At 39.0% G+C, this 22,563-nt stretch carries 17 protein-coding genes and 1 riboswitch; of the genes, 15 read left to right on the top strand and 2 right to left on the bottom strand.

What is annotated here, in order from left to right; all coding sequences use genetic code 11:
* Positions 1-74: 74 nt before the first annotated feature.
* The 9 genes from prwr041_RS13485 (at position 75) to prwr041_RS13445 (ending at position 10,808) form a co-directional block, all read left to right on the top strand.
* A complete protein-coding gene (locus tag prwr041_RS13485; RefSeq protein WP_237072259.1) occupies positions 75-1,280 on the top strand; it encodes a hypothetical protein in 1,206 nt (401 codons plus the stop codon).
* A 48-nt stretch (positions 1,281-1,328) separates the two neighbouring features.
* Entirely contained in the window at positions 1,329-2,228 is a 900-nt protein-coding gene (locus prwr041_RS13810) for a FimB/Mfa2 family fimbrial subunit (RefSeq protein WP_394370800.1), read from the top strand.
* A gap of 34 nt (positions 2,229-2,262) precedes the next feature.
* Positions 2,263-4,107 (top strand): DUF4906 domain-containing protein, encoded by a 1,845-nt coding sequence (locus tag prwr041_RS13475; RefSeq protein ID WP_237072257.1) that lies wholly within the window; start codon positions 2,263-2,265, stop codon positions 4,105-4,107.
* A 769-nt stretch (positions 4,108-4,876) separates the two neighbouring features.
* Positions 4,877-5,299 (top strand): PaaI family thioesterase, encoded by a 423-nt coding sequence (locus tag prwr041_RS13470; RefSeq protein WP_207154295.1) that lies wholly within the window; start codon positions 4,877-4,879, stop codon positions 5,297-5,299.
* 2 nt (positions 5,300-5,301) lie between these two features.
* On the top strand, positions 5,302-6,306 hold the full coding sequence (locus prwr041_RS13465; RefSeq protein WP_207154294.1) for a chorismate-binding protein: 1,005 nt from the start codon (positions 5,302-5,304) through the stop codon (positions 6,304-6,306).
* A complete protein-coding gene (gene menD, locus prwr041_RS13460; protein ID WP_207154293.1) occupies positions 6,293-7,933 on the top strand; it encodes a 2-succinyl-5-enolpyruvyl-6-hydroxy-3-cyclohexene-1-carboxylic-acid synthase in 1,641 nt (546 codons plus the stop codon). Before prwr041_RS13465 ends, menD begins: the two co-directional genes overlap by 14 nt.
* Positions 7,930-8,754, top strand: coding sequence for a 1,4-dihydroxy-2-naphthoyl-CoA synthase (gene menB, locus prwr041_RS13455; RefSeq protein ID WP_207154292.1), 825 nt, complete (start codon positions 7,930-7,932; stop codon positions 8,752-8,754). Before menD ends, menB begins: the two co-directional genes overlap by 4 nt.
* Positions 8,755-8,805: 51 nt before the next feature.
* Positions 8,806-9,837 (top strand): o-succinylbenzoate synthase, encoded by a 1,032-nt coding sequence (locus tag prwr041_RS13450; RefSeq protein ID WP_207154291.1) that lies wholly within the window; start codon positions 8,806-8,808, stop codon positions 9,835-9,837.
* The gene (locus tag prwr041_RS13445) at positions 9,834-10,808 is read left to right on the top strand and encodes an AMP-binding protein (protein ID WP_207154290.1); all 975 of its coding nucleotides are present in this window, start codon (positions 9,834-9,836) and stop codon (positions 10,806-10,808) included. The genes prwr041_RS13450 and prwr041_RS13445 overlap by 4 nt, the downstream gene beginning before the upstream one ends.
* On the opposite strand, the gene aroB is transcribed toward prwr041_RS13445, so the two are convergent.
* Positions 10,785-11,831 (bottom strand): 3-dehydroquinate synthase, encoded by a 1,047-nt coding sequence (aroB, locus tag prwr041_RS13440; RefSeq protein ID WP_207154289.1) that lies wholly within the window; start codon positions 11,829-11,831, stop codon positions 10,785-10,787. The genes prwr041_RS13445 and aroB overlap by 24 nt on opposite strands.
* Before the next feature lie 142 nt (positions 11,832-11,973).
* On the opposite strand from aroB, the gene prwr041_RS13435 reads away from it, so the two are divergent.
* On the top strand, positions 11,974-14,940 hold the full coding sequence (locus prwr041_RS13435; protein WP_237072256.1) for an outer membrane beta-barrel protein: 2,967 nt from the start codon (positions 11,974-11,976) through the stop codon (positions 14,938-14,940).
* An 83-nt stretch (positions 14,941-15,023) separates the two neighbouring features.
* On the opposite strand, the gene prwr041_RS13430 is transcribed toward prwr041_RS13435, so the two are convergent.
* Entirely contained in the window at positions 15,024-16,493 is a 1,470-nt protein-coding gene (locus tag prwr041_RS13430; protein WP_207154288.1) for an SLC13 family permease, read from the bottom strand.
* 133 nt (positions 16,494-16,626) lie between these two features.
* A riboswitch (cobalamin riboswitch) is annotated at positions 16,627-16,804 on the top strand.
* Between the two features lie 18 nt (positions 16,805-16,822).
* On the opposite strand from prwr041_RS13430, the gene prwr041_RS13425 reads away from it, so the two are divergent.
* Genes prwr041_RS13425 through prwr041_RS13405 form a run of 5 tightly spaced genes read left to right on the top strand, consistent with a single transcriptional unit; the run spans position 16,823 to position 22,562 of the window.
* Positions 16,823-18,793 (top strand): TonB-dependent receptor plug domain-containing protein, encoded by a 1,971-nt coding sequence (locus tag prwr041_RS13425; protein WP_207154287.1) that lies wholly within the window; start codon positions 16,823-16,825, stop codon positions 18,791-18,793.
* Between the two features lie 26 nt (positions 18,794-18,819).
* Positions 18,820-19,917 (top strand): YncE family protein, encoded by a 1,098-nt coding sequence (locus prwr041_RS13420; RefSeq protein ID WP_207154286.1) that lies wholly within the window; start codon positions 18,820-18,822, stop codon positions 19,915-19,917.
* Positions 19,917-21,053, top strand: coding sequence for an ABC transporter substrate-binding protein (locus prwr041_RS13415; protein ID WP_207154285.1), 1,137 nt, complete (start codon positions 19,917-19,919; stop codon positions 21,051-21,053). Before prwr041_RS13420 ends, prwr041_RS13415 begins: the two co-directional genes overlap by 1 nt.
* A 1-nt stretch (position 21,054) precedes the next feature.
* The gene (locus prwr041_RS13410; protein ID WP_207154284.1) at positions 21,055-22,065 is read left to right on the top strand and encodes an iron ABC transporter permease; all 1,011 of its coding nucleotides are present in this window, start codon (positions 21,055-21,057) and stop codon (positions 22,063-22,065) included.
* Positions 22,066-22,076: 11 nt separating this feature from the next.
* On the top strand, positions 22,077-22,562 hold the full coding sequence (locus tag prwr041_RS13405) for a cob(I)yrinic acid a,c-diamide adenosyltransferase (protein ID WP_207154283.1): 486 nt from the start codon (positions 22,077-22,079) through the stop codon (positions 22,560-22,562).
* Position 22,563 lies beyond the last annotated feature (1 nt).

The following is a 22,563-nucleotide window of genomic DNA, read 5'->3' as shown; positions in this document are numbered from 1 at the left end:
GTGCTTACACCCCAAACTGTCAATATATATATATATAGTAAATAACATATTAACAATTAAAAGGAAATAAAATTATGAGAATTAAAACCATCATGACCGCCTGCTTTGCAGTGCCTGCATTGTCAGTGCTGTGCCTAATGTCCTCATGTTCAAGTGAGGAGCTTCCTGCAACCGAGAAGCCTTCAACGGGTCCTCAGACCTTAACCCTGAATCTGAAACCTGCCGGTACCCGTGCTGCCATCTATACCGATCCCGGCACGACCGCAGAGAACACTATCAGCATTGTGACCATCGGTATCTTTGACCAGACTGCCGATGGAAATGGTAACTATCCGGTAAAGACTATTCAGGAGGTAACCACTAGTTCCACCAGTCCTTCCATTACAACCAGTCAGCTTGTTGCCGGTGATAAGATCCTTGTGGCTGTGAATGCGAAGGCAGGAACCTTTACTGGTGCCAAGAATCTGACCGAATTCGAGAACAAGACACTCGCCATTGACGACGCCCTTGCAAGTGGTAATGGCTCAGCCACAACAGTAGCCAGCAGCAATCTTCCTATGTTCGGTACAGGAACCATTGCTGGATCATCAACTACTTTTACAGCCGCTGTAGACGTATATCACATGGTATCCAAGATTACCCTCAGATCCCTGAGTGTGAACTTCAGTGCCACTGGTGCCTACTCAGCTGCAAAGTTCACCCCAACGGCTGTTTTCCTGTCAAACGTTCCTGATAAGCTTGACTTTTATCCTGTAGACGCCACTAATATGACAAGCTACTCTACCTTTGCTACTGTGGGAACCCTTCAGCAGGGAGAATCTGGAACTTCTTCAAACCTCAAGGCATATCTTGGCACAGCTTCACCTATAGGCTACTCTCCTGTGAATGCTACGCTGAGCGGTGTGAATACAGGTAGCACTTATAACTGGGGAACAGTATCACCGTCAGTGACCAACATTCTCTATCTTTATAGCATGCCTAGTAGTGCCACCACCCCGGCCCGTCTTGTGATAAAGGGTACCTTTGATCCTGATGGCACGAATGCCAACTCATCCACAGTATATTATCCTGTGAACATTAACTATAAGTCAGCTGACGGAAGTGCTGCCGACGGTGGTACGGCAAAGGTTGTTTATCCAAACAAAAACTATATTCTGGACGTCACTATTCAGGGTAAGGGGTCTTCTAGTGCAACTGTTCCTATAGACCCTCAAAGTGCCACAGCCAACATCACAGTTAAGTCATTCGTTGATGCTTCTCAGGAGAATGTATTCAATTAATACGAAAGAAAAAAAGAAAAACAACAACAATGAAATTCACGTAACGCGATGAAAAAAAGGCAAATAATGATAATCCCTATACTCTCACTGCTGATGCTACTGACCAGCTGCATAAACGACGACGATAGTAGTCGTGTGCAGTACAGTGTCGGTGTGCGCCTTGTGACAAAGAAGGGTGAACTTCTGCCTGATTCCGTCGCGGGAACGGTGCATATCTATATGTTTCTCTCGGGGCGTTTCGTTCAGGAGGTTCTTCCTGAAAGTAATGGTCGCTACTATATCAGCTTCGATAACAGTCAAGCGATGCGTCTTGTGGCAGTGGGCTTAGGCAGCGGCGACAGCGTGTCCCTCGTACCTCCCGTACTGGGAGATTCTCTGGGTAGCGTCTGCGCCCGCTTGCGCTATTCCGGTGCCTCTCGCTCAGTGAGCGGGTCCGCAGGCACAATAACTGAGGTCACTCCAATGAGCTATATCTGTTACGGTGGTTTTAGCTACAGTCCCGGAGATGCGTTTCGCGACTCCAGCTTTGCCACGCTTACTATGCAGAACAAGAACGTGCGCATCCATATCGTTATTCGTAATCTTCTCAGCCAGATGGGGGAGGGTAACTATACCGTGAAGCTTGAGGGCTTCCGTAGCGCTCTTACCTTTAATGGAAATACTACAGGTGACAGTGTGGTCTATGAGCCTCATGGCAGCTTTGATAGTGATGGTGTGTTCTCTACGGATATCATCAATGCCCTTCCCACGGCTAATGGCGAGAACGTAACTTTCACCCTTTACAAAAACGACAACCCCATATTCAAGAGTACTACGGATTCCTCTGGAGATCCTATAACCCTTTCCCCTGAAGACGACAAGGTAATTGTCGTTGATGTGGGCATGATGGGTGTAAACCTTAGGATTATGCCTTGGAGCGAAGTTAACAGCGGTATAGTCTTCAACTAAGTCTGTCAGTTGAAATAACAATACGGTAATAATAATGTTTAGTATAATAATGAAGAATATTACTCACATCACATATTCCCTTTCAGTCTCATTCGTGCAGATCAGCCTGTGCCTTTTCCTTGCATCTTGTGCTGGCGATGATATCTCGTTGGCTTCACAGGGTGATGAAGCCACAACAATGGTGAAGCTGACCTTCTGTATTAGTGATGGCAACCAGACACGTGCCATCACTTCAGCCAATGAGAATATTGTGAGCGATATCACAGTAATGGTTTTTGATGCTGAAGGATCCCTTATCGGCAGCAAGTATGTGTCATCCGTTGCAGCTACCTCAGTTTCGGTCCCTGTGACAACACGTTCAGCGACAGGATGCACTATCTATGCTATCGCCAATACAGGTTCTTCGAGTTATTTTGCAGGTGTGAATACAATTTCTAAACTCAATACGATGTACACCACGCTGGCCAGTGCCGATGTTTTGGAGAGCAGCGGCAGTATTGTCGGCAGTACAGGAGCTTTAATGATAGGCAAGGCATCTGCCAATATCACAACAGGCGGAGCAAATCAGTTTGCTATCCCTTTATATCATCAGTGTAGTAAGTTCGGCTTCACGATAACCCCAGCAAGCGGAGTAACAATCACCGGCTATCAGCTTTGCAACGTTCCCTTAAGCAGTTATATCACAGACAGTCATGTTCCAGTAACAGCTTCTGTTGTTGCTGGTCCTCCAGCAGGAGCAAGTAGCTATGGTAACTTTACAGCCGTAACTGATTTGAGCCAGACTACAGCCCTGTCAAAAACCTACTATGTATATGAGAACTTGTGTGGTAGCAACAGCAATGCCACCACACAAGTACTTCGTAACAGCAGCAATGTTCCTGTTTCTGCTTCAGCCAGTGCCAGCTATCTCCTTGTTAATGCCAAGGGGCATGGATGGGCCTCTGCCTATAAAATTTATCTCGGTGGCGTCACCAATGCCGCTACTCCTGTGACCGATCTTACTAATTTCAACGTCTATCGCAATCTGAACTATCAGTGCAATATTAACCTTGGCGCAAACGGTGGTAACGGAGATGTAAGGGTAACCTATACAGCAACAGTAACAAGCGGAAGAAGTAATATGTACATGGGCGATGCTACTATAGGCAACTATCTTTATGCTGACGGTAGTGACGGAACTACATTCAAGTCTGGTCAGACGGTGGGTATCATCTATTCGAGCGAACTTACTCAAGCTCAGTATAATGCTGGCTGCCGCCATGGCAGGGTGATGGCTCTTAAAAATACAAATAATAGTATATATTGCTATTGGAGTAGTAGTTACAATTCTCCTTATACAGACCATAGTAGTGCAGGTCACCCATACGTCTCAGATTTTATGACAAGTTTTGCGGATGTGAACAGTGGCTATGATGCCATGAGCGCTAACAGTAGCTATGTAGCTAACAGTAGTAATTATGCATGGTATTATTGTAAGACCTATAATGACGGAGTTGCCTCTAAAACTTTTGTTAATGCTCCCAATAATGTAGGGGTCTGGTATTTTCCAAGTGTAGGTGACTTGTGGGATATAATGGAAAATTTAGGTACATGGACGGATGACCAGAAAACAACATTAATAAGTCAGCGTAGCAGCACAATGGGTGTAGGTAATTATATAATACAAAACCTTGATGGTACATATCTTAATGCGCTGAATTCCAAATTAAGTGTAGCAGGTGGAGATCAGATAGTACCGGATAATGGGTATTTTTGGTGTGCTTCAGAGTATAGTAGTGAAAGCGCTATGGTACTCAGGTTCAACAGTTCGTTCGTGCGCTTGAACTCCAACTATAAGAATGGTGGTAACTATTATCTCAGGCCTGTCTTGGCTTTTTAACTATTTATCTATTTTAAAAAAATATTTTATGTGTATACAGCATATTAAAAAATGTCTTTGGCGGTTGCAAATAAAAAAAATAATCCTTTATGGCATTATCTAATGAATTACTGAGCTAACGTGATACAATTAAGTTATAGGGTTTAACAATAGAAAAAACAAAATGTTATCTATGCTTTTACCGCTATAAGGTCAGTGAAAAAATGGTGAATATCAATCTGGATAGGTTGCCTCTAATCTATAGAGCAAACAGCAGTTACGAAAAAATAAGTACACTGTCTGATTTTCTAGATAAGTATAAGATATTAACAATGCTTTATCGCATTGGATCAAAAAGAAAACTCAATTCTACGATGTCCCTCATGACTCGTTCATGTGAAGAGTAGGTTTGTGAGAATCGAAGGACGTCTGAATAATTATCACTATAAATTAGATAGAACATTATTCTATCGTTTCCTGTTTATATGAGTCGTATAACAGGCGATACACAAGAGTGTGTGTCTTTCGAAAGCCTTTCCCCGTGAGGGGAGGGGCCTTTTAATTTTACTTATAGTGACAGAATTAGCTAATTATATTTTATATTGCTTATGATAACTTGTGGTTGTAGACTGGCGGTTTACATTATAATCTCTGAGAAAATATTTAGGTTGTTCCACAATTTATTTATATCTTTGCATAAGATACAGCTGTAATTGGTATGAAATTCAAGTAAGTTGGATTATTCTGCTATCGTTTGCAGTACCTTTGAAATAAAGAAAAAGATAACATTATGAATGTAGAAAAACAAAAAGAAATATTGCTCAAAGATGATGGGTTGTCAAATACCCTCGGTATGGAATTTATTTCTACTCCAGAACCAGATACATGTATGGCTAGGATGAAGGTTGATGAACGTAATCGTCAACCGTTTGGCTTCCTTAGTGGAGGTGCTTCTCTTGCATTGGCAGAGAATTTGGCTGGTGTCGGTAGTTTGGCTTTATGCCCTGGAAAGATTTGCGTAGGAATTAATGTAAGCGGAAACCATTTACGTGCCGTGCTTGAAGGCGATACCGTTACTGCTTATGGTAAACTGCAATTTAAGGGAAATACTTTGCATGAATGGCAAATAGATATCAAAAATAGTGAAGGAAACTTGATTTCTACAGTTCATGTCACTAATTATATAATGAGATCTACTGCTCCGAAAAAATAAGAATGATTAGTTTTGCTATTTATCGTTTGCCTGACACAGATACCTGTGTGAAGATTTGTTCGGATTCTATGCCGCAACGCCTTTCTTCGTATGCTGAACTGGAAGATAAACGTGGTTTTGTCTTTGCTCCTTTTTGCCTTGATAGTGATAGTCTGTTGGTGATATGCCCAGATAAAATTGAGGTAACAAAGTGCGACGAAATAGGCAATGCTGATGAAGAAACAGATTTAAATGTGTCTTATGACAGGGAAGCGTATCGAAAAGACTTTGAGTGCTTCCATTCTAAGTTGCTTGACGGTAGTTTTGATAAACTTGTACTTTCTCGTCATATAAGTGTTGATGCTGATTTCGAGAAACAATCTATGGCATTATTCATGAAAGCATGCAGGATGTATCCTCATCAGTTTGTTGCTCTTGTGTCAACTCCTGAAAGTGGAACGTGGCTTATGTCTACACCTGAAGTGCTGATAGAAAAAGATTCTGAATTATCTAAATGGCACACAATGGCTCTGGCTGGAACGATGAAAACACCAGGACCTTGGAGTGATAAGAATCAGAAAGAACAGAAATATGTTGCTGACTATATAAGGAGATGTCTTGAGATGTTTTCAAATGACATAGAAGCATCTGATCCTCATGTGACTACTGCGGCAAACCTGTTTCACTTACGCACAGACTTTTATTTCTCAATGCGTGATGAAAAGTTACTGGGAAAGATGATTGATGAACTTCATCCTACTCCTGCTGTATGCGGTATTCCAAAAGAGGCGGCTCGTTCTTTTATTCTCTCAAATGAACATAGTAGGCGCCATTATTACAGTGGCTTCTGTGGTCCGTTGAATTATTCAGGAACTACTCATCTTTATGTGTCATTACGCTGTATGCAAATTGAAAGAAGTTGTTGCAGACTTTATGCCGGTGGCGGTTTACTTCCTGATAGCGATGAAGCACATGAATGGTTAGAGACGGAATATAAACTAAATACAATGCTTGATGTACTCAGATAAGGAAAACGTAAATATCCTAACTTCACTCCTTGTGAATCATGGCGTGAACAAAGCGGTTGTCTGTCCTGGAAGCAGAAATGCTCCGATAGTACACAACCTCAATGAATGCCCGGATGTGGAATGTTATCCAGTTACAGATGAGCGCAGTGCGGGTTTCTATGCTTTAGGAATTGCACAGGCTACAGGTAGCCCAGTTGTTGTTTGCGTAACGTCAGGAACAGCATTGCTAAATTTATTACCAGCTGTTGCAGAGGCTTTTTATCAGCATTTGCCACTTGTTGTTGTTTCAGCCGATCGTCCTTCTCAATGGATTAATCAACTTGATGGACAGACAATACCGCAAAACGGAGCTTTGGGGAGCTTTGTAAAGAAGTCGATTAATTTGCCTGAACCTCATGATGAGGAAGAAAGATGGTTTTGTAATCGAATGATTAACGAAGCTTTGATTTCATGTGCATGCGGAGCTTGTGGTCCTGTACATATAAACGTTCCGATAACTGAACCACTTTATAGTTTTACTCAAACAAAGTTACCCGTTGAACGCAAGATAGAATTTGTCTCAGCAAATGCTGATACCTCAAAAGCAAGAACGTTGATGCTTGATAGATTTGCACATTCAAGCAGACCGATGATCGTTATAGGACAAAGTCATACTGAAAGTTTAAGTGAAAGATTATCAAAGTATTTGCAGTCTAATGCTGTAGTATTAATTGAACCGTTAAGTGCGGGTGGTGCTCAGCGATATCTGGACGAGATTGTGAGATGTGTTGAGAATGATGAGCACTATTCTCCTGATTTCATCTTATACATCGGAGATTGCATCGTAAGTAAGTCTATAAAGAAGTTTCTGCGCAAGGCAGCACGCAAGGCAGAGGTGTGGATGGCTAGTGAAGATGGAAAGATTGCCGACACATTGATGAATGCAGTTGGCGTGATTGAAGGTAATGTTTCGGGATTGCTTGATACTATCGTCTTTGATAATTGCAAAGACTATTATCAGCTTTGGCATGATTCCGTAGAGGTGAAGAACATTGTAGAAAAATGCCGTTCGTTTATTCCTAAATATTCTCAGATGTCTGCTGTTAAAGCTTTTGAGGAAGCTATTGCACATCATGATATTATAAGACATTACGCTAATAGCATGTCAGTACGTCTTGGATGTATCTATTCAAAAGGTTATCTATATGTGAATCGTGGAATAAACGGTATCGAGGGTTCTCTTTCAACAGCTGCAGGATATTCTCTGGCAAGTGACAAAGATGTATATTGCGTGATTGGCGATCTCAGCTTCTTCTATGATCAGAATGCTCTTTGGAATAGAAATATAGGTGGAAACTTAAAGATATTACTGCTTAATAATGGAGGAGGAGCAATCTTCGGAAAGTTTGAAGGACTAAAAGATAGCAATGCACGTGACAATCTTGTGATGGCAAAGCACGATACCAGTGCAGGGGGAATATGCATAGCAAACCATATAAATCATATTGAGGCATTTAATGCTGAAACATTGAAGGTAGGTCTTGACAAACTAATCAATATGAAGTCGGATAATCCTACTTTGTTGGAAGTATTCACAGATGCCGAAAATGATATGAATGTGATAAAAGAATATTATACAAGTATATGACAAGAGAATGGAAAAAAATAGAAGGGTTTGATTTCAAGGAAATCCTCTTCGAGGAATATAATCATATTGCAAAGATAACGATTAACAGAGAACGCTATCGCAATGCTTTCACCCCATTGACAACATGGGAAATGAGCCAGGCATTTAATTATTGCCGTGAATGCACTGACGTTCGTGTAGTGATACTAACAGGAGCTGGCGATAAGGCTTTCTGTTCAGGTGGCGATATGCATGTGAAGGGACGCGGAGGATATGTTGGTAACGACGGTGTGCCACGCCTAAACGTACTTGATGTTCAGATGCAAATACGTCGTTTGCCAAAACCAGTTATTGCAATGGTTAATGGTTATGCAATAGGTGGTGGACACGTACTTCATGTGATGTGTGACCTCACAATAGCTTCAGAGAATGCAATCTTTGGACAGACAGGTCCTAAAGTTGGAAGTTTTGATGCTGGTTTCGGCGCAAGTTATCTTGCCCGTATGGTAGGACAGAAGAAAGCGCGTGAGATATGGTTCCTATGTAAGCAGTATTCTGCAAAGGAAGCTGAAGAAATGGGCATGGTAAACAAGGTGGTTCCTTTTGACGAGTTAGAAGATACATGCGTGGAATGGGCTGAAATTATGATGGAGCGCAGTCCGCTTGCTTTAAGAATGATTAAGGCTGGATTGAATGCAGAACTTGATGGTCAGGCAGGAATACAGGAATTAGCCGGTGATGCCACAATGTTGTATTATACGATGGACGAGGCTCAAGAGGGCGGCAAGGCTTTCCTTGAAAAGCGTAAGCCTGATTTTGATAAGTATCCACAATTCCCTTGATATTAAGGGTATATCGTAATCGTGTTATCTTGATTTAGAATCTTTTAGAATATGAAACATATAGAAATTTCAGAACGAACATTACATTTTAAACAACCTGCTGGTACTTCGCGTGGTATTTATACAACGCGCCAAAGTTATTATCTCACGATCACGGATGATAACTGTCCTGGAATAAAGGGTGTTGGTGAATGTGCAACGTTGCCTGATCTTTCATGTGATGCAGTTCCTGAATACAATAAGATTTTAAAGGATATCTGTTTAATGGTTGAACAGACTGGCAAGATACCTTATGATATACTTCGTCCTTATCCCTCAATATTATTTGGGCTGGAAACGGCTTTTGCCCAGTTGGATGCAAATGGTTCTACACGGTTATATGATACGCCTTTTGCACGCGGTGAGGAAGGAATAACCATTAATGGACTTGTATGGATGGGAACATTTGAAGAGATGTATTCCCGCTTGGAAACAAAGTTAAAGGCAGGATTCCATTGCGTGAAATTGAAGATAGGCGCAATAGACTTTGATAAGGAACTTGATTTGATAAAGCATATCCGTGAGGCTTTTGATAAAAATACGATAGAGTTGAGAGTTGATGCCAATGGCGGGTTTACGCCTGACAATGCGATGGAACGCCTTGAGGCATTAGCTCAATATGATATTCATTCAATAGAACAACCGATCAAGCAACATCAATGGAAAGACATGGCACGCTTGTGCAAGGAAACTCCATTGCCAATAGCATTGGATGAAGAACTTATTGGTGTGAACGTGAAGAGCATGAAAGAATATCTTTTAGATGCTATACGTCCACAGTATATAATTCTCAAACCCAGTCTTCATGGTGGAATGTATGGGTGCGACGAATGGATAAAGCTGGCTAAAGAACGAGGTATCGGCAGTTGGATAACAAGTGCACTGGAAAGTAATATAGGACTGAATGCGATTGCTCATTATTGTGCGAATACTTACGGTCCTTCTGTTTCAATGCCACAGGGACTTGGTACAGGACAACTGTTTACTGATAACATTGATATGCCATTGGTGATTGATGGAGATAAAATTTGGTACAGAGAATGACGCTAGATGAATTTTTGACAGAATGGAACAATGAATCAGATATGATACTTGTTCATACTAGTGGATCTACAGGAAATCCTAAACCAATGTATGTTGAAAAAAAACGTATGTTGAATTCTGCAAGAATAACGTGTGACTTTCTTGGGCTATGTTCTGGTGATACTGCTTTTTTGTGTATGCCTTTAGATTATATCGCCGGAAAAATGATGGTTGTACGCAGCATAGAGCGCAAACTTAATCTAGTGAGTGTAAGTCCAAGCGGTCATCCGTTGAAGGATATATCTTTATCTTTTGATAAACCTTCTTTAGCAGCAATGGTCCCTTTACAAGTTTATAATTCTTTGAATGTTGCTGCTGAAGCTGAAAAATTACGCAGTTTCACCCATTTGATTATTGGTGGGGGAGCGATAGACGATGAACTGGCAAAAGTATTACGCAGTTTTCCAAATCATGTATGGAGCACTTATGGTATGACAGAGACACTTTCGCATATAGCCCTTCGTAGGTTGAATGGCGATGGTGCTTCAGAATGGTACACTCCTTTTGACAGTGTTGATGTTTCGCAAAACGAAGACGGATGCTTAGTTATTGATGCACCTTTGGTACATGAAGGCAAGCTTGTAACCAATGACATCGTTGAACTTAAAGATGGGAAATTCAGAATATTGGGCAGGAAAGATAATGTGATCTGTAGCGGTGGTATCAAAATCCAGATGGAAGAAGTTGAGCGTGTCCTTAGACCTTATATGGAGTCGAATTTTATGATAACAAAGCGTAGTGATAAAAAATTCGGCGAGATTGTGGTCCTCATTACAGAAAACGACAATATCGCCGAAGTAGAAGCTATATGTAAACGTGTGTTACCTAAATATTGGTGTCCTCACGATTATCTTTATGTTGAAAGAATTCCTCTCACAGAAACTGGTAAACCAGCACGTGCTAAAGCTTTATCCCTCGCGGAAGAAGTCTAAAGCATCTTTTATTTCCTCGATAGTAGCAGTTTGGTTTATCTTTATCTTACCTACATTTTCAAGAAGTGTGAAATTGATTATTCCAGCAGTGTTTTTCTTATCATGAGTCATCAGTTCTATAAGTTCGTCATAATCATCACACGTTATTCCTAACTTGCCATAGTTCTCACGTATAAAATTAACGGTCTGTCGCATCTTGTCAGTAGGGAATCCAGCCTTTACACTACTTAAATATAATTCGCATATAAGTCCGTATGCAACTGCATAGCCATGAAGTATAGGTTTACGTTTTAATGACCAGCTTTCAAAAGCATGTCCGAAGGTGTGTCCTAAATTCAAAGCCTTTCTTATGCCATTTTCATAAGGATCTTTTTTTACTATATTCTTTTTCACTTCTACAGAGTCGGCAACCATCGTTTGTAGTAATTCGAAATCAGGGTTACTGATTTCAAAATTAACCAACTGTGCCCACATCTTATCGTTTGATATAAGACCGTGTTTAAGCATTTCTGCATACCCTGAAAGAATATTTTCTTTGTCAAGCGTCTTTAGAAACTCCGTGTCAAGAATAACATACTTGCTATCATTGAATACGCCAACCTCATTTTTTAATCCATTAAAGTTAATGCCTGTCTTTCCGCCTACAGAAGCATCAACCATAGCGAGAAGGGTAGTTGGAATATTAATGAAATCAATACCTCTCTTAAATGTAGAGGCTGCGAAACCGCCAAGGTCTGTAACCATGCCACCACCCAGATTAACCATGCACGAATGTCTCGTGGCACCGCCTTCACCTAGTTGCTGCCATACTTGTGCAAGAGAATCAACGTCCTTATGTGAGTCTGTAGCTTTTATTGTGATGACTTTGGCATTTCTCATTCTTATAAGTTTGCCAATGGTGGGCCAGCATTTTTCATGCGTAGTTTCATCAGTAAGTACAAAAAGCTTGTCGTGCTCACATTCTGAAATAGCCTTAGCTAATTCTTCTCCAATATTTTTTGATATTATTATTCTTTGTTCCATATATACGTTATAACGTAAGTTTCCGATGCAAAAATATATCATTTTGGTTTAATAACAAAATTTTAACTCATCTTTTGATAATTTTGATTAAACTTGTTGCAAAAAATAGAGTCTAACCTTTCGTAAATAAATTATACATTAGATGAAAAAATCTTTAATACTATTTCTAATGGCGTTTTTTGCTGTTGCCTCGTATGCGCAAAATCGCCTTATCACTGGAAGTTTATCTGATCGTGATACCCAAGAGCCACTAACGCAGACAACAGTGCAATTGCTACGTGCGAAAGACAGTACTTTTGTTGCCGGTACAATTTCTAATAACGATGGAAAATTTTCTGTCAAAGCAAATGACGACGGACGTTATTTTGTTCGTATAACTAGCATTGGTTATAAAACGGTTATAAAGCGTTTAAATATAGCGAACTCTGGTAATGTTGATCTTGGTAAAATAGTTCTTGGATCAAATGCTGTTATGTTGAAAGGGGCAACAATAGTTGGACAAGCTTCAAAGGTGACGTTGAAGGAAGATACATTTGTTTATAATTCTTCGGCATATCGTACTCCTGAAGGTTCTACGATTGAAGAGTTGGTGAAACGACTTCCTGGAGCACAGATTGCTGACGACGGTACAATTACTATTAATGGTAAACAAGTGAAGAAAATTCTTGTTGAAGGAAAAGAGTTTATGACCGGTGACACGAAAACAGCATTAAAGAATATCCCAACATCAGTGATTAATAAGATTAAGGCTTATGACAAGAAAAGTGACTTAGCAAAAGTTACCGGTATTGATGATGGTGAAGAGGAAACGGTATTGGACTTTGGTATGAAGCCAGGAATGAATAAAGGTATGTTCAGTAACATAGATCTTTCTGCAGGTAGTAAAGATCGTTATTCTAATAGGGCTATGGGAGCTTATTTTAATGATAAAAATAGGTTGATGATCTTTGCCAATGCTAATAACACCAATGACCAAGGGTTTCCTGGTGGTGGTGGTTATGGTAGGTTTGGTTCAGGTAAGCAAGGTTTGAATGCATCTAAAATGTTAGGTTTGAATTATAATTTTGAGAATAAAGATAAACTTCAAATCGATGCTTCTGTACGTTGGCAACATGCTGATGGCGACGTAAATACAACGAGTTCCGTTGAAAATTTTGTAAGTTCAAAGGGTGCCTTTTCAAATAGTATTAATCAGAGTTTTAGTAGAAATGACAGTTGGGATGCAAGAATGAGATTGGAATGGAATCCTGATTCTATGACTGATATCATGTTACGTCCTACATTTACATATTCTAATAACGATGGTATAAATAAGAGTACGTCTGGTTCTTATAATGCAGATCCTTATTCGTATGTTTTAGATCCTTTATCAAAGGAATCAATAGATAAACTTTCTGCGGATAATCTAATGGTTAATACTCGTGATAACAGCGGTATTAGCAATAGCAACAATAAAAATATTGGTGCTATGTTGCAATATAATAGAAAATTTGGAACTAAAGGGCGCAACTTAACATTAAAGGGAGATGTAAATTATGGCAAGAGTGATAGCAAGAGTTTATCACTAAGCAATGTACATTTATATCAGATAATGAACTCAAGTAATGCGGACTCAACGTATCAGACTAATAGATGGAATGTTACTCCTACAACAAACTATGGGTATGATTTGCAATTTACATATAGTGAACCTATAATGAGGGCTACTTTCCTTCAGTTTAGTTATAAATTCCAATATAAATATAGTAAGAGTGACCGATCAACTTATGATTTCAGTAATCTTGGGGAAGACTATTTTGCTGGACTACCTTTGATTTATGGCGGTTGGAATTCTTATCTTTCAAGATTGGCAAATCCTGTTGAATCATATATTGATGCAAATCTTAGTCGTTATTCCGCATATAAGAATTATATTCATGACATAGAATTGATGTTGAGAATAATTCGCACAAAATATACGTTTAACCTAGGTGTGATGGTTGAACCTCAGAAGTCTAGTTATATGCAGGATTATCAAGGAGTGCATGTAGATACAACCCGCAATGTTACAAACATAACTCCAACATTAGATTTCCGTTATCGTTTCAGTAAGGTAAGTAATCTTCGCATAGACTATCGTGGAACAACTTCTCAACCTAGTATGACTCAATTACTTGATATAACTGATGACAGTGATCCATTGAACATATCAAAGGGTAATCCAGGGTTGAAGCCTTCGTTTACTAATAATTTACGATTATTCTATAATAATTACATTGAGAAGAAGCAGCGTGCAATAATGACATTCATCAATTATACTAATACCAGTAATGATATAAGTAGTATGGTTACCTATAACGAGGCTACCGGTGGGCGCATTACTCGTCCTGAAAACATTAATGGCAACTGGAATGTAAGAGGTGCATTTATGTTTAATACGGCTATAGACTCAGCTGGCGTTTTCAATGTGAACACATTCACAAATGTGAACTATAATAATTATGTTGCGTTTACGTTCCTGAATAACGAATCAACAAAGACAACGACTCGTTCTTCATCTTTAGGTGAAAGAATCGAGACTAGCTATCGTAATGGCTGGTTGGAATTTGCTGTTGACGGTTCGTTGAATTATACTCATAGCCGTAATGGATTATCAATAAATAATAATCTTGATACATGGCAGTTTGCTTATGGTAGTTCTATCAACATAACTTTACCTTGGGGTACAAGTTTGGCTACGGATCTTCACAATAATAGCCGTAGGGGATATAGTGATAACGCAATGAATACGAATGAACTTGTATGGAATGCTCAGTTGTCACAAGGCTTCCTTAGAGGTAGTGCACTTACTGTGAGTTTGCAATTATATGATATTCTACACAATCAGAGCAATTTCAGCCGTACGATAAGTGCTATACAGCGCAGCGATACACAATATAATAGCATAAACAGTTATGCAATGTTGCATGTTATCTATCGCCTTAACATCTTTGGAGGCAAGGATGCACGTATGAATGGTAATGGTCCTGACGGAGGCCCAGGAAGAGGTGGACGTCATGGTGGTATGCCACGTGGCGGTATGGGAGGCGGAGGACACCGTGGCGGTTTCGGCGGTGGTCGTCCATTTTAAAGAAATAATAGGATCACATACCTATAAATACCCCCCGAAAGTTATATATAACTTTCGGGGGGTAACTTTTTATTATATTTATTTTAGAATATGCCTAATTTTCCAAACACGATCAATGTTCCTAAGCCTAAGACAAGCGCTACGATGCCTACTGATAGACCAACTTTCAGCATGTCGTTTTGTTTAATCAAACCAGTTGAGAAGGCAATAGCGTTTGGAGGTGTACTAATTGGTAGACACATTGCTGCACTTGCTGCAACAGCTATACCAACAAGGACAGTTACTGTTCCACCAATAGCTCCAAGTTTATCACCCATACCTTTGCAAACAACAGCCAATATAGGAAGTAGAAGTGCAGCTGTTGCCGTGTTGCTGATGAAGTTGCTTAAGCCATAGCATATAAGACAGGCTATAATCAGGATAACAAATGGATTCCATTGTCCAAAAGGAATACTCTTTATTGCATTCTCTGCAAGCCCTGTTCCATTCATAGCCATTCCTAATGCAAAGCCTCCGGCAACCATCCAGATAACTGACCAGTCTATATCTTGAAGGTCTTTTGCTGTGATGACACCAGTAAGAGCGAATACTGCAATAGGTAGCATTGCTGTTGTATTGGCATTTATGCCGAAAAGTTGACTGCCGAAAATCCATAGTAATATTGTTGTTACAATTGTAACTCCAACAACAACAGTTCGCCAATTGTGTGTAACTTCTCCGTTTATTTGAAGTTCAATAGTCTTTTGTGTGAATGGGAAGAAATGAAGAATGAGTCTCCATGCAACAATCATCAGGATTATAACCAAAGGAATCATTATTATCATCCATTGCGTGAAAGTGATACCAAGATTAATACCCATTGGGTCGTTTAAATATTTTATAGCAAATATATTAGGTGGTGTTCCAATAGGGGTACCCATGCCACCAAGGTTAGCACCTATAGGAATTGCCATTGTTAAAGCCATTCGCCCTTTACCGTTTGCTGGTAACGCTTTAAATACAGGGGTAAGGAATGTTAACATCATTGCAGCGGTAGCAGTGTTAGAAATAAACATGGAGAATACTCCTGTTATAAGTAGAAAACCTAATAATACGTTTTCACTTTTGTTACCAAATGGTTTTATAAGTGTTCTGGCCATGAGCACATCAAGTCCGCTTTTAGTGGCAGCAATAGCTATGATAAATCCACCAAGAAACAGGATGATGGTTGGGTCGGCAAAGCAAGCCATGACACCGACATGGTCAAGAAGTTTGCCATATTGCCCTTCCTTTCCTTGAAGAAAAGAAAACGAAGAGTCGCTAACACAGAACAGCAGTACGAAGATAATTGTAACAGACGTTGCCCAAGCTGGTATGGCTTCAGTAATCCATAAAAGTACAGCCATTACAAATATGGCTATGACACGTTGCTGCACAATAGTTAAACCGTCAATGCCGAATACACTAATCGGGAGATTCCAAACTAATAATGTTATAAAAGCCGTAATGGCAAACATTATGAACTTCTTTTTGTCAAAACCTCCCGATAAAACTTTTTTTAAAGAATCTTGCATAATATATGTTTTTATGGTTATACAGATGTTAGTCATTGGCAAATATACAATTTAAATATATTTGCATCAAGTGAAATAACTGTTTTTTTTATTAAAAAGTTTCTTTTATTTGCATATCTCATCGTTTTATAGTAAATTCGCCAACGCAAATGGTTCAAAAGAATGATTAAAAGGGAATAAGGTGAAAATCCTTAACAGTCCCGCTGCTGTAAGCGATGTTGATGAATAAGTTTATGCCACTGGTAAAATACCGGGAAGGTGCTTGTTTTAAGTCGTGTAGTCAGAAGACCTGCCTTTGTAATTTAATATTTTCCAATTCTCGAGGAAGAATGAGAAAGATTTCTTATTGTATTATAATATGTTTGGCTTATGGCAATTCCGTCATGGCTCAAAGTGACTCTATATTACTTGATGATGTAGAGGTTATAGCCAGTGCTCATAAAAGTAGTGTGCTTTCAACTGCTCCTGTACAATATATTGGAAGCGCAGACTTATTGAAGTTCGGAGTTACTGATATTTCAGATGCCTTGCATCGTCTTGCTGGTGTAAATATTCGTGATTATGGTGGCACTGGTGGAATGAAAACGGTTTCTGTTAGAGGGCTTGGAAGCCAGCATACTGGTGTATCCTATGACGGTATCTTATTGAGTGAATGCCAGAATGGTGAAATAGATTTATCACGCTATGCTTTGAATAATGTAGGGAGTGTGAGTCTTGCTATAGGAGACAATGACGATATATTTATTCCAGCTCGTCAAGCAGCCTATCCCGCTGTTCTTTCCATAGAAACTCTTAAAACGTTACCGTTGGATTATCGTGCGCATATTCTTGCTGAGATAAAGACTGGTTCGTTTGGATTGTTTAATCCTTTTGTAAAATATACTCAAAGATATAGTGACTCTTTTGTAGCTAGTGTTTCTTCTGAATACACTCACGCAGATAATAACTTCCCATTTACGCTTAAGAATATCAGTCTGATTACTCATGAGAAGCGTACCCATAACAAAATGGATAGCTATCACGGAGAGATGGATCTGAGATGGAGCATTAACAAGTTGTCTAATCTATGGACGAAGATATATTATTATGATAACAGCCGACTATTGCCCGGTCAGGTGATATATTATACGAATATAAGCGGTCAGCGTCTGCGTGACAGAAACGCTTTCTTGCAGACCTTTTTCACTACAAGAAATAATAGCGGAAATCTAAGTCTGAAGGTGAATGCTAAAGTAAATTGGGCAGCTTCAATATATAATGATGATGTTTATCCTGATGGGATTAAGGATGCTAGCTATTGGCAACGTGAATATTATGCCAGTGCAAGTTTGTTGTATACACCCATTGATCATTTGGCTCTTGATTATTCGTTGGATTATGCTTATAATAATCTCAATAGCAGTCTTGCTACTGATACACGACCTTATCGAAACACCATCTTGCAGAGTTTCACGGCAAAATATGCTCTAAGTAGATTCACTGCCGTGGCTCGTCTTCTTCATTCAGTTTACCTCAATGGTGAAAAGGAAGGGGAGGGTAGTAAAGATATGAGAAGATTGTCACCTAGTTTCTCGTTGTCATATAAATTACTTCAAAATCGCGATTTGTTTGTTAGGGCTTCTTACAAGAGCATTTTCAGAGCTCCAACGTTTACGGAAAGCTATTATTATCTTTATGGTAGTCGTGACTTGAAACCTGAAATCACAAAGCAATTTAACTTGGGCGTTACGTGGAGACAGAGTTTCTCTCATCGCATGGATTTTGAAGCTACTTTAGATGCTTATATTAATAATGTAAAAGATAAAATTGTAGCAGTACCTTATAATATGTTTGTATGGACACATATTAATGTGGGAAAAGTTCTTGTTCAAGGTGTTGATGCGTCTATTCTTGCCTCATATCATTTTGATTCACGGCAGACTATTTCGTTATCTGGTAATTATACGTATAATAAATGTGAGAACCGAACAAGCAAGACTTCTGAATACTATCTCAATCAGTTAGCTTATATGCCGGTTCATTCAGGAAGTGCCTCGTTGAGCTATGAGAATCCATTGGTGAATTTAAGTATTCATGGGACAGGAATGACAATGCGCTGGGTTAACAATGAGCATTATAATGGAAATAGTCTTCCTGGATATATAGAAGCTGGATTGTCTGTGTATAAGACGATTGATATAGGAGGCAAACTTACTTTGCGTGGCGACATACTGAATATATTTAATAAGCAATATAATATCATATATATGTATCCTATGCCTGGAAGAAGTTTTACGATGTCGGCTACGTATAGTTTTTAAGTGTAATAATTAATTATAAAAATATTATGAATAGAAAATTTTTAAATGTTTTGTTTCTAGTGACAGCCATCTTAGGATTGGCTTCTTGTGGTGAAGATGATAAATATGAGGGTGTAGGACTAAAAGCAGTTAGCGATGGTGCTTATGTTGTAGCCTATGGCACATCAACGAATCCAGCTAATCTCTCTTATATTGATTATAAAAATAGTGAGTCAACTACTAATGTTTTTACTAAGGCTAATGGTAGTTCTTTGGGAACGGGAGCTAACGATGGACTTGTATATGGTAGTAAAATGTATATTGTTGTTGATGGTTCGGCAACGATTGAGGTTGTAGACAAAACCACTTTGAAGAGCATTAAACAGATTAAGACTACTGATTTACTGGGAACAGATCTTGGTACTAATCCTCGTCATATCATTGCAGGAAACGGTAAGATATATTTTACTACTTACCATGGTGTTGTCGCTGCAGTAGATACAACAACTTATGCTCTTGCAAATAAATACACCGTAGGTTCATATCCTGAGGGGTTGGTAGGAGCTGGTAACTATATTTATGTAGCCAATTCTAATTATGGTATGGGTAAGGGTACAATATCAGCAATCAATCTTACTAATGGATCTGTTGATACACAGACAATCTCTGGCGTAACTAATCCTGTAAAGTTATTCTATGCTAATAATAGTTTGTATGTTTTGGATTATGGTTCTTATGATGCAAACTATAAACAAGTTGGTGCTGGGGTGAAGCTGATATCAGGCACATCTTCAACTACTTTGTTTGATGCAACGATGGCCGATTTGTATCAAGGTAATTTCTATTTTGTGAATGCTGCTTACAAAGCTAAGGATGTAACTTACGGAATTTATACTCTTGCAACCAAAACAACAACTGCTTTTGCTGGAACAGTAGATAGTCCAGCACAAATTGCTGTTGATCCAATCACTGGTCGTGTGTTTATTGCATCAAACAGTATGAATGCTGACAATTCTTATCCTGATTATAATAAAAACGGATATGTAAGAGAGTTTACTTCTATGGGTACAAAAGTTAAAGATTATGTTTGCGGTGCATCACCAACAGCAATATTCTTCAACTATGGATATGAAAAGGTAAATTAATGAAGAAATATTTATTATTATTTATTTCATTTTTAGTATGTATCTTCTCCTCATGCACTAGCGGTAAAACAGACCGTTATGCAATGGGAGGGGATACATTACATTTCAAGTATGCAAGGAATATAGAGGCAGTGAAATATGATGGATATAGTGTCGTAAAACTTAAAGATCCATGGAAGCCGTCTCGAATATTGCATACTTATGTGTTGGCTGAAAATAAAGCTTTGGATTCCAAAGCTATTGGTGACCTGAAGTCAGAAGGTGCTTCTGTAATAAATGTTCCTATTAAGCGTAGTGTTGTTTTTTCAACCGTACATTGTGCTCTTCTCTATGACTTGAATTGCAAGAAATCAATAACTGGAGTCTGTGATCTTAAATACATTAATATTCCTGATATTCACAAACGAATAGGTAAAGATATCGTTGATTGCGGGAACGGTATGAGTGCTGATGTTGAGAAAGTTATAGACAGTAAACCACAGGCTATTATCATCTCTCCGTTTGAAAATAGTGGTGGGTATGGCAAACTTGAGGATATAAATATTCCAATTGTTGAGGCTGCTGATTATATGGAACCCACAGCATTGGGTAGGGCAGAATGGATGATATTTTATGGTATGCTTTATGGTAAGGAAAAAGAAGCTGAAAACTTATTTAAGTCGATTGACGATAATTATAAGGCTTTGAAAGCAGAGGCAATAAAATCAAGGATTAGACGTTCTGTTATTACCGAACTTAAAACAGGTAGTGTATGGTATGTTCCAGGAGGCAAGAGTACGATAGCCCAAATGATTAGTGATGCAAACGGCAAGTATGTATATGCTGCTGATAAGAGTTCTGGATCTCTGAGTTTACCTTTTGAAAGGGTACTCGATGATGCTGGTAAAGCAGATGTGTGGATGTACAAATATGATTTTCATCCGTCTACTCTTGCAGAACTGAAGGCTGATTATAGCGGATACGGAGAGATGAAGGCTTTTAAGACGAATGAGGTTTACGGTGCTGATTGCACATTGACAAAATATTATGAGGAAGCCAGTTTTCATCCAGACAGATTATTAAAGGACATGATTATCATACTTCATCCAGATTTAAAACTTGGTAAGTTGAGATATTATCATAAGTTAGGATATTGATATGACAAAAGGTGCAATATACCTTATATGGTTATCTTTAGGCATTGTATTGATGTTTATAGCTAACATTGCAATAGGATCTGTAAAAATTCCTATTGAGGATATTGTTACTATATTGTCAGGAGGTGATTGCTTACGGGAGTCTTGGAAATTTATTGTTTTGCAATCAAGACTTCCTCAAGCTATTACTGCACTTCTTTCTGGAGCTTCTTTGGCAACATGTGGTTTGATGCTGCAGACCACGTTCCGTAATCCATTGGCTGGTCCAGATGTCTTTGGTATCAATAGTGGTGCTGGCTTAGGAGTTGCTTTTGTGATGTTGGCTTTGGGTGGTAACATGTCTGTGGGAATGTTTTCTGTTTCAGGATTTATAGCTATATTCTTGGCAGCTTTTGCTGGAGCAATGATAGTTACATTTATAGTCTTTGGATTTTCCTCAACGGTTCGTAACAACGTTATGTTGCTTATCATCGGATTGATGATTGGTTATCTTGCAAATTCTGCAATATCACTTCTTAATTTCTTCGCCACAGAGGATGGTGTGAAGAGTTATATGGTGTGGGGAATGGGAAACTTTGGTGGGGTCACTATGGATAATATTCCTTTATTTTCGGTTATAACGTTGGTTGGACTTGTTGCCTCGCTGATGATGATTAAACCTTTAAATGCAATGTTGCTAGGCGATCAATATGCTGAAAACCTGGGAATCAATGTCAGGCAGACACGAAACATATTATTGATAATCACGGGTTTGCTCACAGCTATAGTCACTGCTTTTTGTGGACCTATTGCCTTTATAGGTTTAGCAGTTCCTCATATAGCGAGACTTCTTTTAAAAACCGATAATCATCGCATGCTTCTACCGGCAACAATGTTGTGTGGAGCGTTGATAGCTCTTGCATGCAATGTGTTGTGCTATTTGCCATCAAATGGAGGAATGATACCGCTTAATGCTGTCACACCGATAATGGGTGCTCCTGTGATAATATATGTTATATTAAAAAAACGATAAATTTAAATGCTATGAAAATATATACAAAGACTGGTGATAAAGGATTTACATCATTGAAAGGTGAGGCTCATGTTGAAAAAGATGATGTGAGAATTGAAGCTAACGGAGTTTTAGATGAGTTAAATGCGTCGTTGGGTCTTGTCAAGGTTTACATTAATGACAGTGATTCAAAGCTGAAAATAGAGTTGTTTCAGAATATCATCATGCGTATAATGGGAGTTGTAGCGGGGGGAAGTATGGATTTGAAATTTGATTTGGATAGTATTACATTGCAGTTGGAGCGTGATATAGATGAAAATAAGAATGATGGTAAATTCTGTTTCGTCATGCCAGGGGAAAGTATCCCGAATGCTTATTTCCATGTAGCGAGGACAAAGTGCCGTACCGCTGAGCGTAGACTGATAACCATGCGTCGTCAGTATGAACTAGCAGATAACATCATGGTCTTTATGAATCGTCTCAGCGATTGGTTATTTGTTGCGGCAACAAAAGAATAAA

Source organism: Prevotella herbatica (genome assembly GCF_017347605.1).
Taxonomy (GTDB): Bacteria; Bacteroidota; Bacteroidia; order Bacteroidales; family Bacteroidaceae; genus Prevotella; species Prevotella herbatica.
This window is presented reverse-complemented; position numbering and strand designations above follow the sequence as displayed.

Bases quoted from the DNA above. Each gene is read 5' to 3' on its own strand.
- prwr041_RS13405 (WP_207154283.1), top strand. From the start codon at position 22,077: ATGAAAATATATACAAAGACTGGTGATAAAGGATTTACATCATTGAAA.
- menD (WP_207154293.1), top strand. From the start codon at position 6,293: ATGTACTCAGATAAGGAAAACGTAAATATCCTAACTTCACTCCTTGTG.
- menB (WP_207154292.1), top strand. From the start codon at position 7,930: ATGACAAGAGAATGGAAAAAAATAGAAGGGTTTGATTTCAAGGAAATC.
- prwr041_RS13450 (WP_207154291.1), top strand. From the start codon at position 8,806: ATGAAACATATAGAAATTTCAGAACGAACATTACATTTTAAACAACCT.
- prwr041_RS13415 (WP_207154285.1), top strand. From the start codon at position 19,917: ATGAAGAAATATTTATTATTATTTATTTCATTTTTAGTATGTATCTTC.
- prwr041_RS13810 (WP_394370800.1), top strand. From the start codon at position 1,329: ATGAAAAAAAGGCAAATAATGATAATCCCTATACTCTCACTGCTGATG.
- prwr041_RS13410 (WP_207154284.1), top strand. From the start codon at position 21,055: ATGACAAAAGGTGCAATATACCTTATATGGTTATCTTTAGGCATTGTA.
- prwr041_RS13445 (WP_207154290.1), top strand. From the start codon at position 9,834: ATGACGCTAGATGAATTTTTGACAGAATGGAACAATGAATCAGATATG.
- prwr041_RS13430 (WP_207154288.1), bottom strand. From the start codon at position 16,493: ATGCAAGATTCTTTAAAAAAAGTTTTATCGGGAGGTTTTGACAAAAAG.
- prwr041_RS13470 (WP_207154295.1), top strand. From the start codon at position 4,877: ATGAATGTAGAAAAACAAAAAGAAATATTGCTCAAAGATGATGGGTTG.
- prwr041_RS13420 (WP_207154286.1), top strand. From the start codon at position 18,820: ATGAATAGAAAATTTTTAAATGTTTTGTTTCTAGTGACAGCCATCTTA.
- aroB (WP_207154289.1), bottom strand. From the start codon at position 11,831: ATGGAACAAAGAATAATAATATCAAAAAATATTGGAGAAGAATTAGCT.
- prwr041_RS13435 (WP_237072256.1), top strand. From the start codon at position 11,974: ATGAAAAAATCTTTAATACTATTTCTAATGGCGTTTTTTGCTGTTGCC.
- prwr041_RS13475 (WP_237072257.1), top strand. From the start codon at position 2,263: ATGTTTAGTATAATAATGAAGAATATTACTCACATCACATATTCCCTT.
- prwr041_RS13485 (WP_237072259.1), top strand. From the start codon at position 75: ATGAGAATTAAAACCATCATGACCGCCTGCTTTGCAGTGCCTGCATTG.
- prwr041_RS13425 (WP_207154287.1), top strand. From the start codon at position 16,823: ATGAGAAAGATTTCTTATTGTATTATAATATGTTTGGCTTATGGCAAT.
- prwr041_RS13465 (WP_207154294.1), top strand. From the start codon at position 5,302: ATGATTAGTTTTGCTATTTATCGTTTGCCTGACACAGATACCTGTGTG.